Annotated in this window: 12 protein-coding genes and 1 tRNA gene; 5 read left to right on the top strand and 8 right to left on the bottom strand. The window is 32.6% G+C overall.

Features of this window, described 5'->3' with window-relative positions:
* The first annotated feature begins 17 nt into the window (after positions 1–17).
* Complete coding sequence (locus LX78_RS05080; protein WP_245881478.1) at positions 18–1,778, top strand: LptF/LptG family permease; 1,761 nt, start codon at positions 18–20, stop codon at positions 1,776–1,778.
* Positions 1,779–1,811: 33 nt separating this feature from the next.
* A complete protein-coding gene (gene ribB / locus LX78_RS05075) occupies positions 1,812–2,969 on the top strand; it encodes a 3,4-dihydroxy-2-butanone-4-phosphate synthase (protein ID WP_109681561.1) in 1,158 nt (385 codons plus the stop codon).
* Here the strand turns inward: ribB and LX78_RS05070 are convergent, their stop codons facing one another.
* The 8 genes from LX78_RS05070 to LX78_RS05040 all read right to left on the bottom strand — a co-directional run bounded on the left by LX78_RS05070 (position 2,970) and on the right by LX78_RS05040 (position 13,601).
* Complete coding sequence (locus LX78_RS05070) at positions 2,970–3,935, bottom strand: hypothetical protein (protein WP_109681560.1); 966 nt, start codon at positions 3,933–3,935, stop codon at positions 2,970–2,972. It lies immediately after the preceding gene.
* Between the two features lie 29 nt (positions 3,936–3,964).
* The gene (locus LX78_RS14785; RefSeq protein ID WP_170109801.1) at positions 3,965–4,423 is read right to left on the bottom strand and encodes a T9SS type A sorting domain-containing protein; all 459 of its coding nucleotides are present in this window, start codon (positions 4,421–4,423) and stop codon (positions 3,965–3,967) included.
* Between the two features lie 4 nt (positions 4,424–4,427).
* A complete protein-coding gene (locus tag LX78_RS05060) occupies positions 4,428–7,112 on the bottom strand; it encodes a tail fiber domain-containing protein (protein WP_109681559.1) in 2,685 nt (894 codons plus the stop codon).
* A gap of 37 nt (positions 7,113–7,149) precedes the next feature.
* Positions 7,150–7,578 (bottom strand): hypothetical protein, encoded by a 429-nt coding sequence (locus LX78_RS05055; protein WP_109681558.1) that lies wholly within the window; start codon positions 7,576–7,578, stop codon positions 7,150–7,152.
* A gap of 6 nt (positions 7,579–7,584) precedes the next feature.
* Positions 7,585–7,719: a hypothetical protein gene (locus tag LX78_RS14985; RefSeq protein ID WP_281267904.1), complete on the bottom strand. Its 135-nt coding sequence runs from the start codon at positions 7,717–7,719 to the stop codon at positions 7,585–7,587.
* Positions 7,720–7,827: 108 nt separating this feature from the next.
* Entirely contained in the window at positions 7,828–11,715 is a 3,888-nt protein-coding gene (locus tag LX78_RS05050; protein ID WP_109681557.1) for a two-component regulator propeller domain-containing protein, read from the bottom strand.
* A 46-nt stretch (positions 11,716–11,761) separates the two neighbouring features.
* Positions 11,762–12,958, bottom strand: coding sequence for a DegT/DnrJ/EryC1/StrS family aminotransferase (locus LX78_RS05045; RefSeq protein ID WP_109681556.1), 1,197 nt, complete (start codon positions 12,956–12,958; stop codon positions 11,762–11,764).
* Between the two features lie 4 nt (positions 12,959–12,962).
* Complete coding sequence (locus LX78_RS05040; protein ID WP_109681555.1) at positions 12,963–13,601, bottom strand: NAD(P)H-dependent oxidoreductase; 639 nt, start codon at positions 13,599–13,601, stop codon at positions 12,963–12,965.
* Positions 13,602–13,783: 182 nt separating this feature from the next.
* On the opposite strand from LX78_RS05040, the gene LX78_RS05035 reads away from it, so the two are divergent.
* From LX78_RS05035 to LX78_RS05025, 3 genes are all read left to right on the top strand, one after another.
* Positions 13,784–13,868, top strand: a tRNA-Ser gene (locus LX78_RS05035).
* A gap of 273 nt (positions 13,869–14,141) precedes the next feature.
* The gene (locus tag LX78_RS05030; protein WP_109681554.1) at positions 14,142–15,389 is read left to right on the top strand and encodes a site-specific integrase; all 1,248 of its coding nucleotides are present in this window, start codon (positions 14,142–14,144) and stop codon (positions 15,387–15,389) included.
* A 98-nt stretch (positions 15,390–15,487) separates the two neighbouring features.
* Positions 15,488–16,324 carry an RteC domain-containing protein gene (locus LX78_RS05025; protein WP_109681553.1) on the top strand — a complete coding sequence of 279 codons (837 nt, stop codon included), beginning with the start codon at positions 15,488–15,490 and terminating at the stop codon, positions 16,322–16,324.
* Positions 16,325–16,518 lie beyond the last annotated feature (194 nt).

The raw sequence follows: 16,518 nt of genomic DNA, 5'->3' as shown, positions 1-16,518 counted from the left end.
GCGTGTTTGTAATTCTCATGCTGATTTTTGTTTTACAAACCATATGGCTTTATATTAAAGAGCTTGCTGGAAAAGATTTAGATATGGTTGTGGTTGCTAAGTTTTTACTCTATTTCTCACCAAAATTAATTCCTCTTGTTCTACCACTAACCATTCTTTTAGCATCCATAATGGTCTTTGGTAATTTTGCAGAAAACTACGAGTTTGCTGCCATGAAATCAACTGGTATTTCACTTCAAAGAGCTATGGCAGGACTTAGTGTCTTTATAGTAGCATTAGGTATTACAACTTTCTTTTTCTCAAACAATGTTATTCCTTGGGCAGAATATAATTCCTATAATCTTAGGAAAAACATAGCTAAATTAAAACCTGCAATGGTAATTGCTGAAGGACAATTTAACGAGGTTGGTAGCGAGTATAATATTAAAGTTGCTAAAAAAAGTGGTGAAAGAGGTCAATTTTTAGAAGAAGTCTTAATTCATAAAAAGTCTAAAGGTCAATCTGGAAATTACACCACTATCTATTCTAAAAATGGAGAGCTTCTAGGTGAAAAAGATTCAGATATATTGCAACTCATTCTATTTGATGGCTATTTTTATGATGATACGCCTCCAAAGGATCATAAACAAAGGCAGAAAAGACCAATGACTAAAAGTTACTTTGAAAAGTATACTATTAACGTTGATTTATCTAACCTTAACAATATCGACCTAGAGGAAAAAAACATTAGCGATAAATACAATATGCTTAATATTACAGACTTAAGCTACACTATAGATACTTTAAAAATTGACAGAGAAAATAACATTAAAGAGTTAGCTAACAATTTATATAACAGAACCACATTCCCAACAATAAATACAGGTGTTTCAGTAAAAAAAGATACTATTTATAATGGTGCTGTATTAGACTTATTTAATTATAAGGATAAAGTACAATTAATAGATTTAGCTTCAAATTCCTTTAAAAGCACCACACAAATAATTGAAAACAAAGAAAAAGGACTTAAAACAAAAAGCATTTGGTTAAATAGACACATTATTGCACTTCATGAAAAATTAGCTTTAGGCTTTGCATGTATTATTTTATTTTTTGTTGGTGCTCCATTAGGTGCATTAATTAGAAAAGGTGGAATTGGACTTCCTATGGTTGTTGCCATTTTGTTGTTTTTAACATATCACTTTATTGGTATTTTTGCCAAAAACAGCGCAAAAGATGGTAGCTTAAATCCTGTTTTTGCGTCTTGGTTTTCCACACTAATTATGTTGCCATTAGGAATATATTTAACAAAAAGAGCTACCGAAGATCGTGGATTATTTGAATTTGACCATGTAATAGAGCCTCTAAAAAAATTAGTTACTACAAAATTTACAAAAAGCAAAAACAGCCAAGAAACTCAAGAAACTTTTATTGAAATAGAATCTGAAAACAGAAATACATTTTTTACTCTGTACAAAGATTACAAAGCAACAAGTGCTATATCAATAATCTTCTATTTTATAGGCTTATGTTCTTTAATTTTATTCTTTGTTTTTAGAAATAATAAATTACCAGAATTTGCAGAAATTAGTATTCAATTAAGTGCAATTTCATGGTTTGTGTATTTTATCTATTTCTTCCAAGAAAGAATTGCTATTTCTAAAATTTTTAAATTGGTAGAATCTACCTTATTCACAAAAAGCTTTTTTTCTACTTTTTTAATTCTAATTTTCTATCCTATTGTCTTTTATTTAAGAAGAAATAAATTAAAAGAGGTCCTACCTAAAAGTTTAAAATAACCCATATCTTTGCAAAACATTTAATTAAAACTTATGTCTACGCATAAAACGACTAAAGAATCTGTCAAAATACAGTTACATACTATTGAAGAAGCCATTAACGATATTAGAAATGGTAAAGTAATTATTGTAGTTGATGATGAAGACAGAGAAAATGAAGGAGATTTTTTGGCTGCTGCCGAAATGGTAACACCTCAAATGATTAATTTCATGGCAACTCATGGTCGTGGTCTAATATGCACTCCACTTACAGAAAAACGTTGTAAAGAACTTGAATTAAATCCAATGGTTAATAATAATACTGACCCAATGGAAACAGCATTTACTATTTCTGTAGATTTAAGAGGTAATGGTGTAACTACAGGAATTTCAGCGAGCGATAGAGCTAAAACTGTAAAAGCACTTGTCGACATAAATACAAAACCATTTGAATTAGGTAGACCTGGACATATCTTTCCACTTGTAGCTAAACAAGGTGGTGTTTTAAGAAGAACAGGGCATACAGAAGCTGCTATAGACTTTGCTCGTTTGGCTGGTTTAAAACCTGCTGGAGTGATTGTTGAAATTATGAATGAAGATGGTTCTATGGCACGTTTACCTCAACTAATGAAGGTTGCTGAAAAATTTGATTTAAAAATAGTTTCTATTGAAGACCTTGTAGCATATAGAATGGAGCATGATTCTCTAATTGAGAAGAAGGAAGATTTTAACCTTGAAACACGTTTTGGAAAATTTCGTCTAAGAGCTTTTCAGCAAACAACAAACGACCAAATACATATTGCCTTAACTAAAGGTACTTGGAATAAATACGAGCCTGTTTTAACTCGTGTGAATGCTACATTAGTAAACACTGATATTCTTGGTACCTTAACAAACAATGCTGATGAAAAACTAGACGACATGTTTAAGGTTGTTAATGATGAAGGAAAAGGAGCCATTATTTTTGTGAATCAACAATCTCAATCTATGAATCTCTTAAAACGATTGCATGTTTTAAAAGAATCTCAAATTGATGGCGTAATAATTAAAGCACCACGAATAGAAATGGACCATAAAGATTTTGGTATTGGTGCTCAAATTCTACATCATTTAGATATCCATAAACTACGCCTAATTTCTAATAGCGAACAAACCAAACGTGTTGGTATGATTGGCTACGGTTTAGAGATTGTGGAATATGTAAAGTATTAATTATTCTATTACTTCAAACACCTTAAAAAGTCCTTTACTTTTAGTATTAGGCACTTCAGAAATAAAGGCATATTTACCTGGTAATAAATCAACAGTAAAATAGCCTGTATTTCCAGCTGGCATATCGTTAACTCCACCTAAAAACGTAACACCTTCTGGAACTGGCGTTATCAATCCATTTGGGTCTGACCAATCCATCCATGCTTCCAAAGCGTCTTCACTTGCAGTTTCTTCAAGTTTCACCAAATTTAAATCGTGCCAGATAAAATTTTCATGAGGTTTTTGGTCTTTTACAAACACAGAAAGCACTTGCTTTCCTTTTGTTATAGTTTTGTCATACGTTATTCCTTCCTCACCTGATAACGTAATATTAACGGCTGCTTCTGGAGGTATATTTCCACTATCTTCATCTGCAACAATTAAAGGTTTTGCCATTCCCATAAGTGTATGGAATTTACCATTAGGCATTTTCACATAGCATTCCATAATATAATAACCTGGATCTAATTTTATAGTAGTTGTAGCTGTATGCTTTGGTGCAATTAAGCCAGAACCACCCGAGAAAATAATATCTCCAAACCATTCTGGTAATTTACCGAAGGCAGCAAAACCTTCTTCTGCTTTACCTGCATTAATAAGATCCATACCTTCCTCAAAAACAGGAGCTATCTCTGTAATTGCATTATCTACACTTTTACCTTCAGGATATTTGTCTAATAAAAAGAAATGTGTTTCATTGGATAGGTTTTGGTACTTAAAGGTATTCCAACCAGAAGAGATGGTATCTACACTTTGAAATTCCATGCTTCGAGTTACAATATCAATAACATTAGACGGTTCTTCAATTACCTCTTCTACTTCAACTATTGTTTCTTCAATAGGTTCGGTTCTCTTGTCGTTTTTGCAATTGAAAAATATACTAAATAGAATTAGTAATATAAAAATTGGTTGGTTTTTAGTTTTCATAATTTAATTTTTAATGGCTTGATTCAAAGTTAGTTAATTATTATCTTTTTTGTGATTTTACTTCTATCTGTTTTTATTTTAAGTAAATAAATTCCTGATTTCAAATTGCGAACTTCTATTTGATTAACTTTTTTTGCTAATAAAACCTGTTTGCCTAATAAATCATATAGTGTTACCGTTTCAATTTGTTGGTCTGTTGAAATATAGAGGGTTTCGGAGACAGGGTTTGGGAATATTTTAATAGCTTCTGCAGTCTCACTTTCTATTGATAAAGTTGATCCATCTGTAATTGGATTAATAAATCCTTCAGAAACATGAATATTTCCTACACTTAATTCTTGAATATTAACTTCACCAATAGTGTAAAGTATGTTTACTTCCCCAGCTATGGTACTTGCACCTCCATTATCAATACTAAACTTTTCTATCGTTTGAGCTGTCGCTGCAAATCCTACGCATAACATCATTAAGAAATATACTTTTTTCATGATTTTAGTTTTTTACTAATTCTATATCTGAAGAAATGGCTTGCTTTTCTAAAGCCTCTACTCGGTCTAAAAGCGTTTGTAATAATGCGGTTTGCTCTGAACTTGCTTGTACTTGACTTTGAATTGTCTGTTTTTGATTGTCAATAATAGCTTGCTGTTCTTGCATCGCTTTTATAAGCACTGGAATTAACTCGGTGTAGCTAATACTTAAAGTATTGTCTTTGTCTTCAGCTATATGAACAATTTCTTTAATAATTGGTTGTACCTCTTGAGCAATTAAGCCTAAAGATTTTGGTTGGTCTGGATGTTTTTTCCAATGGTAGCTCACTGGTTTAAGTTGGAGCACTTCATTTAAACCATAGTCTAATTCAATTATATCTTGTTTTAAGCGTCGGTCTGAACTTTGAGTTAAGGTACCAGCTAATGTTGCAGTGCCATTACGAAAAACGGTGAAGGCATTAGTTCTGTTCGCTGTACTTACACCATTCCCAACCTGAAACAAAGCACTAGAGGTAGTAGTATTGTCATTATTCTGACCAACTACAGTTGCATAAGAATCGTCATTTATTAAGTTGTATCCTAATGCTGAAGCCGCAAAACTAGAAACCTGAACATTATTTCCCATAGCCAACGAATAATCACCACTCGCTTGCGTAATAATCCCTAAAGCTACAGAGGTATTTCCTGAAGCAATGTTACTGTCTCCCATTGCAAAAGAACCATTACCTGAAGCTGTGGTTTCTGCTCCCATAGCCACACTAGATATCCCAGAAGAAACTGTAGATTCTCCCATAGCTACAGCATAAGTTTGATTTGCTTCAGTATTATAACCTAATGCAACAGAATAACTTCCGTTAGCTCTATTATTATACCCTATAGATATGGAATTTGTCCCTGTTGCATTTGCATAAAGGCCAAATGCTAAACTGTAATCATTTGTAGCACTACATTGGAAACCAAAACTAAATGAGTAATTACCTGATGAATAATTTAAAGAACCCATAGAAAATGAATTATCACCAGATGCTCCACTAGGCGCAATCGAGGTACCTGTACTAAAATCAACTGCATCTTTACCAATATTATTGTAATTATTTGGAATTCTACCAATCAATCGCCAACCAATACCATTACCTTCGTCTATTGCTCTTAAACCAGAAGCTGATAAAACATTAGCTTCTAGATATTCTTTAGTGATTAATGCTTTTGGATCTGCAATTTCTGTAATATCGAAACTAGGTGCAGTTATTGTCCCGTTTTTTAGAACTGTTAAGGCATTACTTCTATTAGATGGATCAGTACTATTTCCAATTTCAAATAACGGATCCGTTGGTATCCAACTTTCTGGATTTCCGCCTCCAATATTAAGTTGCCCTATTGACATAGAATTAAATGCATTAACAATTAATCCAGAGCCAATTGCAGTGGAAAACCTACCATTAGCGGAAGATAAAAATCCAAATGAAAGTGATCCATTCCCCACAGCATTAGAATTACCTAAGGCTATCGCATCCGCTCCAGAAGCCTCTGCTGAATCACCTAAAGCTATTGCATTATCACCAGTTGCTTGGGAATTAATACCTAATGCTATGGAACTTAAGCCAGAAGCTATAGATCCTGTTCCACCAGCTATTGATCCTATACCAGAAGCTGTTACTACAGCGCCAAATGCTATTGCATAATTACCAGTAGCTCCAAAATTTGAACTAGAATTAGAACTAATACTTAAATCAACCGCATTTTGACCTATATTTCCATAATTAGCTGGATCTCTATCAATAAATCTCCAACCAATACCATTGCCTTCATCAATAGCTTCTAAACCAGTAGAAGCAGAACCATTTGCATCAAAATATTCTTTTGTTACCAAGGATTTTGGATCAGTGATTTCTTCTACATCTAAACTGGGTGCTGTAATCATTCCTTCTCTTTCTACAACAAAAGCATTTGATCGATCATTTATATCAGTACCATTTCCTACTTGAAATAAGGTCGTTGATGACGTTGAATTTTCATTGAAAGTACCTACAACCAAACTATTAAAATCATCTGCTAAAGTGCCATATCCCATAGCAGCAGAGTTAGCTGCAGAAGCAGTTGTAACAGAACCTACTGCTGTTGATCGCTCGCCAGAAGCAGTTGTTAAATAACCCATTGACGTTGAGTAATTCCCAGTAGCACCATAAATATTGGAAACAAAATCACTATAGCTAAAATCAGCAGCATTCAACCCAATATTGCCATAATTAGCTTCGTTTCGTCCTATGAATCTCCAACCAATACCATTGCCTTCGTCTAAAGCTTCTAAACCAGAAACATTAGCTGCATTTAAGGCATAAGGCACTGCTTTAAATTGTGAAGTTCCTAAATCTACCAAGCCAGAACCTGTATCTATTTGTACGTTTAAAAAATGGTTGTCTGCTCCCCAATCTATGGCAGAAAAAACATCACTAGTAGTGCCTTCGCCTATGTTTAGGATTATAAGTCCATTGGAATCCGTATCAACCGTATGGTCTTCTTGGTAAACCGTTGTGGCTCCTTCCAAAATGGCAAATTGCACATCTATGGACTGATTGGCAACCACGTTACCTAAATTATCTTTTATTAAAGCTTTGTAATTTATGCCTTGTTGCGCAACTGCTGTTAAGCTTGCCAATAATGCAATAGCGATGATTAGTTGTGTTTTCATGATTTTGTATTTATGATTAATAGCATTTGTAATTATTTTATTGACGTATCCATTTTTGGACACTACCAGGACCAGATGAGCCTACAGATATTCTTAAAGTGTCGTCTACACCAAACTCTATGGTTCCGTTATAATAATTAAGGTCGCTACCAAGTTCTAAATGGTTGTAGTTTTCCTCGTCTATTGCTTCTATTGTTTTCCATTTAATGTCGTCTACCAGAAATCCTGAAGCTACAGGATCAAGAATTTTAGCTTTGTCATTAGTAACCTTAACTACCATCCCTTCATTATTAGGGTTGTTCCCTCCAACGCGAATCCAATCTCCTTGAAGGGCATCAAGATTGTAAGTTGGCTCGTTGTTGTTATTGTTATTATTTTGACCTGAATCTGTTAATGGGTTATCGTCACTACATGATATTAATGTTACCACGATTAAGGCCATAAGTATTTTGTTAATTGTTTTCATATAAAATTATTTATTGATTTTTATTGATTTCACTACTTTGTCTTTAAGTAGTATATTTAACTGATATTGTCCTTCTTTAAGATGATCTATACTTAAATATATTTTGTCTTCTTTTTTATGATTTTCGGTATGATTTTTCATTCATCAATTCTTTAAGATGTGATAAATGTATATAGAAGGTTTTCCTTTGAATACCAGATATGTTTCAAAGGTTAGAAGATATGTTTCATGCTTTTAAAAGCACCCTATTTAGAAGGTTCTTGATTGGAACTCATTAGGTGTGCAGTGGTAAATTTCTTTAAAACATTTGATAAAATAGGAAGGTGTATTGAAGCCTACTTGATAGGCTATTTCAGAAATAGTCGCATCAGATTTCTTCAGTAAATCTTCAGCAAGTTTTAAACGTTGTGAACGTATAAACTCACTGGTTGTCATGTTTGTAATGGCTTTTAATTTTCTATGAAGCTGTGTTCGACTTATTTGCATGAGTTTGGCAAAACGTTCACTAGTAAATTCCGGATTGGTTATATGTGTATCTAAAACCGTTTGAAGACGTTTTAAAAATTCTGTTTCGGTTGAAGTGATTGCCAATTCTGGATTGAGGCTTAATGTTTTACTGAAATGCTTTTGCAGTTTCAACCTACTTTCAATAAGCTTTTCGACTCTAATTTTGAGTTTCTCACTATTAAACGGTTTGGTAACATAAGCATCTGCTCCTGTTTTAATCCCTTGAATTTCATTCTCTTCGCCTACTTTTGCGGTTAACAAAATAATAGGTATGTGACTGGTAAGCTCATTGGTTTTAATGTTATGACACAGTTCTATACCATCTTGTATAGGCATCATAATATCACTAATAATTAAATCAGGGAGTTTTTTCTGGGCTTTTTCAATACCTATTTTACCGTTGGTTGCCTCAATAATATTATAACTCCTTTTGAAAGTTGACACAATAAATGCACGAATTTCAGAGTCGTCTTCAACAATCAATACAGTAGGTTTACTTTTATTAACACCTACATTTGCTTGCGATAGTACTTTATTTTGATTTTCAATAGTATTATTAACAATCTCTTCATCACTAAAAGCATCTTTATGAATAGGAATTGATAAGGAAAACTGAATTTTATCATCATCTATATTGTTGGCAATAATAGTTCCTTTGGATAGTGTTACTAAATCTCTCACCAACGCCAAACCTACACCAACACCTTCAGACAGCTCGTTATCTTGATAGAACCTTTGAAACAAACTACTTAAGTCTTTTTTGCCCACATGACTACTCGTATTTATAACCGATAGAACCAACATGTGGTCTTGCTTATTAGCTTCAAAAATAATATCGCTTTGTTTTGGCGCATATTTTACAGCGTTTGATAGTAAGTTGGATGTTACTTTCTCTATAATATCCTTATCAAACCATACATGGTTTAAATCTTGAATAGTACTTTTTATATAACTATTTTTCTGATTCGCTTTATATTGAAACGCACTTATTATTTGCTTTAATAAAACAGATAAATTACCTTCAGAAACCTTGAGTTTGATTTGTCCAGAATCTATCATAGAAAGGTTAAGCATTTGGTCTACCAACTTGAGTAACCTATCAGCATTTTGTTTAACCAATGTGAGTTCTTTCTTATCGTTTTTAGAAAGCTCTTGTTTTGCTAGTTGGTTATCAATTGGTCCAGAAATGAGTGTTAATGGTGTCCTAAATTCGTGAGAAATATTGGTGTAAAGTTTGGTCTTGAATTCATCCAACTTTTTTAACCTTTCCGTTTCATCGTGTTCTAATCGCAATTGGTTTTTTACATACCAACGCCATTTTAAATAGCGATACATTAAAAAGACTAATAAAATACCAAATAAAATATAAACTGCTTTTGAAAAATTGGTAGCGTACCACGGTTTTAAAATAGTAAATGAATACGTTGCTGGAGTTGTGTTCCAAACCCCATCATAATTACATGAAATAACCTGAAATTCATAATCATCAGGAGACAAATTGGTGTAATGTGCTAGATTAGTATTTCCAGACATAATCCAATCGGCATCGTTATTAATTAATCTATACTTATATAGGTTACGTTCAGGTTGTGAAAAATGTAAAGAAGAAAACGTAAAGGTTACTGTATTTTCATTTGAATTAAGGGTTATATTTTCAATCAAATCCCTTGGATCATTAAATACTTCAAACCCAGTAATAATAGTCTTTGGTTTTATAGGATTAAATTCTAACTGGCTTGGATCAAACCAATTTAAACCTTCTAAACCACCAAAATATAAAATTCCATTTTTGTCTTTATAATAAGCTCCTGTATTAAATTCAAATGCTTGTAAACCATCGTAATTCGTATAATTTTCAATATCCGAAATGGTATCGTTCTCAATTTTTATCTTGGTTATTCCTTTGTTGGAGCTCAACCATAAATTATCTTCAGAATCTGGCAGAATGCTATAAATAACATTATTTGGCAAGCCTTCGGTTTTAGAATAGATTGTTATAGTATTATTATTAGTATTAAAAGCCATTAACCCGTAACCATTGGTACCCACCCAAAGTATTGGGTCATCGTAATAGAGCGACTTTATTTTATCAGTTACATTATAGATTTTAACTAATTGATTTTCTTTAATATCCAACTTGTATAACCCATCAGATTCTGTTCCTACCCAAAGTGTGCTTGCATTGCCCTGCTCAATGGTTCGTATATTGTTAGTACTAAAATTTGAATTTTCTGAAGTTAACTGTTTAATAATACCTTGATTTTTATCAAATTGTATGAGACCATGATCTCTAGTACAAAGCCACAGATTACCAAATGTGTCTTTAAAAATCTTCCAGATGGTAAACGGTTCTGTTTCTTTAAAAGATACCATTCTTCCTGCATCATTCAGCAATTGAAGTCCATGGGTTTGATGACCTATCCAAAGATTGCCATCATCATACAACAAACTCATAATTCTATCTCCCAAAAGATTGGAATTGATGGTGGTATACGTAAAGAATTCTTGATTGTTAGTATTTATTTTAGTGAGCCCTTTTCCAGATGTACCAACCCAGATAGAATGATTATCATCTATGGTTATGGCTCTAATTACATCTAAATTAATATTTTGTGGTACTTGGTCATTGGTCAAAACATTAAATTTAACCAAGTATTCATCATAATAACTTAATCCTGCACCATCTGTTCCTAACCAGATAGTACCAGTGTAGTCTTCATACAATGACAAAACATCATTATAATGCATGGCATAAGGGTCATTTTTATTTTCGGTAAAATTTTGAATGGTTTTTTCTTCAAAATCAACTAAAAAAGCCCCTTGGCCATAAGTTGCAATCCATAATCGATTTCGCTTATCAAACAACAAATCTTGAATGATTAAGTTTTCGGGTAATAAATAATTAGAAAAGCCTTGAAACGATTTAAAATCAATGTCATTTTTATGTTTCACAAATAACCCCTTACCATAACTCCCTAAAAACAAGGTGTTTTCTCTAGACTTTGTAAGTGAGCTAAAATTAGTTTCTGCAGCAATTTCTATTAATTCATAGGTGTTATCTTTAATTTCAATAATACCATTATTAGTTGCTGCTAATATGGTCTTGTTATTTGTTTCTAGAAAATCATAAATGGTTAAGTGTGCGTTTGGTGGTTTTAAAAATTGTATAGTATCTTTTGTTTGATGATGAATTTTGTAAATACCTTCTTCATAGGTGCCAATGTAGTAGTTTTGAGCAGCGTCTTGAATGAGTGTGCTTACATTTGCGATATTTGAAACTTTCTGAAAACTATCTGTATCTTTCTGATAGTACTCTAATTTCCCGGAATTAGACACAATCCACAACCCTTCTGAATTATCTACATAAATTTTTCCGAGCTTGCTATAAGTAGATCGGGTAACATCTTCAAATTGAACATTATAATGTATAAATTCTCGTCCATCATATTTATTGAGTCCATCTTGTGTGGCAAACCACATAAACCCAATACTATCTTGAGCAATACTTACCACGCTATTTTGTGAAAGCCCATGCTCTACCGTTAGTTCTCTAAATGCAACTTGTTTATTGCTTTGAGAAAAAGCAATATTAGAAAGTAAACAAACAAAAAGGAACTTTAAGTAATTCATTTATAGCTGATTCGTTACTTAAAGTTACTAAATTGTTTTTGATTGTCTATTTTAAAGTTAAAGTAATTACATGAACCATTTTTTCAGCACGTTGTTTAACTTCATCTTCTGTCCAAGACAGTTTTATCAAACAAGATATATTTCTGCCTATATAATGGTCAGACTGTTTAAAGGTTTTTGTTTGAAGATATTTTAAACCGTCTTTTACTTCTGTTGAAATTGGATATAAGGTTTTTAGTTCTGTAAGATGCTCCCATTTTCTAATGTAGTGCCAGCTATTATCGTAATAATGAAAGCAGGCATCTATGCCATTTTCCTTTAAAGATGTACTAGCTATACGAGCTATTTCTAAATCTGGTAAAAAGAAACTTAAAAATGAATAGCTTTCAATACCACCTTCTGGAACAGTTCTAAAAGTTACTTCAGGTATTTGTGATAAAGCATCACGAAGTACGATGTAGTTTCGTTTTTGAATAGCAACAAACTCTTCTAAACGTCTTAATTGTGCCAAACCAACGGCAGCATGCAATTCTGAAATTCGAAAGTTATATCCTAAAAATGGATGGGTTTCAGCTCCACGATCGTTTCCAACGTGGTCATGTCCATGATCTGAATAATGATCGGCATGTTTATAATATGTTTCATTATTTGTTAAGACTGCTCCACCTTCGCCAGCTGTAATAATCTTTACAAAATCTAAAGACAAACAGCCTAAATCTCCAATACTTCCCAACGGTTTTCCTTTATAAGTTGCTCCAGTTGCTTGCGAAGAATCTTCAATTAAAATAAGATTATGTTTTTTACAAATAGCTTGCAAAGCCTCTAAATTTGCCATGCTTCCACACATATGAACTGGCATAACAGCCTTAGTTTTTGATGTTATAGCATTTTCAACTGCTTCTGGACAGAGTGTTAGTGTATCATCAATATCAACTAGAATAGGAATGGCTCCAAGCATCATAATGGCTTCAAAACTGGCTACAAAGGTAAATGTCGGCATAATAACCTCATCTCCTGCTCCAATTCCTGCACTAGCCATAGCCACAGAAACAGCTGCTGTTCCACTAGAAACCAATTGTGCGTGTTTTACTTGAAGTTGATTTTCTAATTCGGTTTCCAATGCTTTGGCTTTCCAATGGCCTTTTCTCATACCATCAAATCCGTAACGCATCAAGACACCATTATCTAAAACATCGTTTAATTCATTTCGTTCTTTATCTCCAAATAATTCAAATCCAGGCATAATTCTAATTTGTTTTCAATTCTATAACACTTTCAGTAACCGTTTTTCTTACTTTTTTAAAATCTGCAAATATATCATCTGTAGCTCTGTATCCTATTGGTAAAAGTAACACAGATTTTAATCCAAGTTTATTTAAATTAAGAATTTCGTTATAAGCTTCTGGATCAAAACCTTCCATAGGACAAGAATCTATACCCTCTAAAGCACAAACAGTTAATATATTTCCCATAGCTAAGTAGGCTTGTTTGGTAGCCCAATCTTCAATTTCTTTTAATGGTTTGCTTTCAAAATCGGAAATTAAAAAATCTTGAAATGGTTTTAAAATCGTTTTGGATGTATTTCGAATCGTATGTACTCTATTAAAATATTCCAAAACAAATTCTTCATCAATATTTGATTCAATACAAAAAATTAAAAGGTGTGATGCTTGAGCTATTTGAACCTGATTCATTGAGTGTTTTACCAAGTCTGATTGCAACTCCTTATTTTTTATTACAACTAATTTAATAGGTTGTAGTCCATAAGATGTAGCTGTTAAATTAAAAGCTTGATATAAAACGTTTAATTTTTCTTCAGCAATATATTTTGATGAGTCAAATGATTTAGTAGCGTAACGCCATTGTAAATGATGTATTATATCCATTATTGATTCTCTAATAAGAACCACAAAAGTAAGACATGCATTTTGTTTCAACTAACAGATAATCAAAATAATATTTCATGTGAAAAATTTCTTTACAAAATTTCAGTTTATTTATTTGAAAGAATCAAAAAAGGATTCTATATTTGCACCCGCAATTAGGGAATACCTAATGAGACACTCAAGGAGAAATGGCAGAGTGGTCGAATGCGGCAGTCTTGAAAACTGTTGAGGGTCACACCTCCGGGGGTTCGAATCCCTCTTTCTCCGCTAGGAATTAAACAAATTCCACCAAAACCCTTTAAAACGTATGTTTTAAGGGGTTTTTTCTTTTTAGCATATACCAAAATATTCATTAAATCGTGTAACAAAGGTGGTAAAATCGGTTACCTCAACTTTTTCAATTTTTAGGGTAACCGAATTTTAAGCTTTCTTCAATGTTTACAAGGGTTAACCAGTACTAAAACTGGTTCAAAAATCAAACATCTTGTGTCGTATTGAGGTAAAAATTAAGTTTATTATTAATTAAAAAGGTTACCAAAAATGAAAACAAAAGTTTCTATCCTCTTTTATGCAAAAAGAGCAAAAGTCAATGCGAATGGCTTATTCCCTATTTACACACGCATTACAGTTAACGGAAAACGAATTGAAATGAGCACCGGAAGATTTGTAGATCCATCCAAATGGTCCACCTCTGCAGGCAAAATGAAAGGCCAATCAGAAGAAGCTCGTTCAGTAAATAGACAGCTTGATATGCTAAAAGTCAAGATTATTGACATGCAGATGGAGTTAATTCATCAAAATATTCCAATCACAGCAAAAGCATTTAAAAGCAAACTACTCGGACTTGATGAAAAACAACGCATGCTCATTCCCATTTTTCAAGATCATAATAAAAAGATTGAAGAACTGATTGGTAAAGAATACGCACCAGGCACATTAGAACGTTACAAAACATCATTAAAACATACCGTTGATTTTTTAGAATGGAAATATAAAATATCAGACATCGACATCTTAAAAATAAACCATGCATTTATTACGGAATATGAATTCTATTTAAGAAGTGTAAGAAACTGCAGTAATAATACAGCTGTAAAATACATCAAGAATTTCGGCAAAATAATCAAGATCTGTTTAGCGAATAATTGGATAGATAAAAATCCATTTAGCAACTACAAAGCAAAAGTTAGAGAAGTAGAACGCGTATACCTAACAGAAGATGAAATCCAGAAAATACTAAACAAAGAATTCCCAACAGAGCGCTTATCACTAGTTCGAGATATATTCTTATTTAGCTGCTTTACTGGTCTGGCTTATATCGATGTAAAGAACCTAACCAAATCTCACATCAGTTTAGGTATTGATGGTGAGAAATGGATATTTACACACCGTCAAAAAACGGAATCTGCTTCTAAAATTCCGATCCTTCCGGTAACACAATTAATTATCGATAAATATTTAGAGCATCCACAATGCTTAAATGAAAATCGTTTACTACCCATATTAAGCAATCAAAAAATGAATGCCTATTTAAAGGAAATAGCAGGAATTTGCGAAATAAACAAGGAACTCACATTCCATATTGCGCGTCATACATTTGCGACTACAGTCACCCTTTCAAATGGCGTACCTATCGAAAGCGTTAGTAAAATGCTTGGTCATAAAAATTTAAGAACCACACAGCATTACGCCAAAGTTTTAGATAGAAAAGTAAGTGACGACATGAGGCTTTTAAAGGAAAAACTGGGTAATACACATACCATTACAAAAGCCAAACAAATTGGTTAATTTTGATGTTGTTGAAAACTTTTTAAGTGTTCAATTCAATAATTTTAACAGAAAATGGTTTATTTTGATAGCACTCGAAATAAACCATTTTTTAATCTATGAATACCTTTTGCATACCATTCTTTCAGGAATTGGAGCGTGACTTTGAATTACTCAAATGCACCTATTGCAATAGTATTGAGCATAGTCAAAAAATGATTTTCTTTCTTGAAAAGAAGCTAAAGCAAATCAATAAATGGGTGAAAACATTTTGCTTTGCAAACGAAAAAGATGAAATCTATTTCTTTAAAGAACTAAAACCATCATTAGTTTCTAAAATATTGTACTACAAACACATTTTAAAAATTGAATCTACATTGCCTCCAAGCAAAAAAGGAAAACGTAAACATTACATCAAGGCATTAAATAAAGCGACTCAATTAGGAAAAGAAAATCGCGAATTCTATGAATACTTTAGATGCAGAGCAACTTACAGCGACACCAATTATTTTATTAGAAGACCCTATAAGGATATCATTCGTGATCACTCCATGCTATTGTTTTTTGACTCTAAAATATCGACGTCTCATGATTATCAAGTAGCCAGCTTAATTAGTGCTGACATGCTGATTAATTTCTTGGAACGTAAAATTGACGAAATCGATAATAAAAATGGCACCAATAATTATGGTCAACCAGTAAATTATTCCTGGTCTGGTACCAAAATAGATTTGGTAGAACTCATCTATGCATTAAAACATGCAAAGCTAATTAACAATGGTAACACCGATGTTAAAGAATTAGCGACTCATATTGGTAAACTCTTTAATATTAAATTAGAAGATAGCATTTACCGAGTATATCAAGATATCAAGATCAGAAAAACGGTTCGAACAAAATTCTTAAATAGTTTGGTGGACAGCCTCAACCAAAAATTGATGGAAGAAGACTCCTAAAACACACAGGGTCTTCCCTACTATGGTTTCCATTATTAATGGCAATAATTTAAACAGTTTTCAACTTCTCATCTAAACAAACCTATAAGAGATCGCTAGTCATATAATTAAAAATCAACATATTAAATATTTTTCAATTAAAATAGCACCCACCTTGGGTTTACCTTGTTAGTGAAAAATTACGAAATGAAGTT

Origin of the sequence: Xanthomarina spongicola, assembly GCF_003148645.1 — a bacterium.
Classification (GTDB): domain Bacteria; phylum Bacteroidota; class Bacteroidia; order Flavobacteriales; family Flavobacteriaceae; genus Xanthomarina; species Xanthomarina spongicola.
Note: the sequence above shows the minus strand (reverse complement) of the source record. Positions and strands in the feature narration are given on the sequence as shown.